This window comes from Nonomuraea sp. K271 (assembly GCF_009908215.1).
GTDB lineage: Bacteria > Actinomycetota > Actinomycetes > Streptosporangiales > Streptosporangiaceae > Nonomuraea > Nonomuraea longispora.
In genome coordinates this window covers 1-759 of record NZ_JAAAHR010000395.1, presented here as the reverse complement: position 1 = coordinate 759, position 759 = coordinate 1, and the positions used below count along the sequence as shown (strand labels likewise).

At 73.9% G+C, this 759-nt stretch carries 1 pseudogene; it reads right to left on the bottom strand.

Going from position 1 to position 759, the window contains the following annotated elements:
* A pseudogene (locus GUY59_RS48155) lies at positions 1-634 on the bottom strand (hypothetical protein); the annotation flags it as partial.
* Positions 635-759 lie beyond the last annotated feature (125 nt).

Below are 759 nucleotides of genomic sequence, written 5' to 3'. Positions count from 1 at the left end.
GAGCTGGAGCAGCCTCATCGCAGGGCAGGCTGACACCCACGGGCACGTCCGCCTCCAGGGCCACCGTCTCCGCCACGCGCCCCGCGACCATTTCGACCGTGCCACTCCCCGAACCCCTCGACGAGCCGTCCGCTCGTCCTTCCGCCGCCGAACCTGCCGACGAACCACCCCGCGAACCACCCGCCTGGCTGTCCGCTGGGCCTGCCGCGACCAGCGCGATGGCCACCTGCCCCTTCGCCCGTGCCGATCGCGCCCCGGCCCTGCGCCCGCCGGGCTGCCGCGCCCCGTCTCCCCTGTCCGTGTCGTCGTACAGGGCCGCGAAGGCGTAGGTCTCCAGCACGTCCAGGGCCTCGGGACCCGTGGCGACCGCTACCAGCGGCTCCTCGGGCAACCGGCCCCCGAGCGGCTCCAGCACCATGCGCGCCCGTTCCCTGTCGCCCTCCAGCAGCAGTTCCAGCACCGCGGAGCGCACCCGGCGCTCGGCTTCCAGCTGGGACCTGCCCTGCTCCATCGCCAGGGTGAGCAGCGAGCCCGCCGCGTTGATCACCGTGTGGGTGACAGGTGAGTACGCCTCATCCGCGCCCACGGCGAAGAACCCACGTGGCCGTACCCCTCCGCCCAGCGGCTGCACCACGATGTGTTCCCCCGGCCCCGACAGAGCCAGGCTGGCGGGGAACCGGCCACCGGCAGGCCCGGTTTCGGTGAGGCCGATACCGGCGTCTGCGGTTGTGAGCCGGCCCCCGTCGAAGGCGGGGTCGC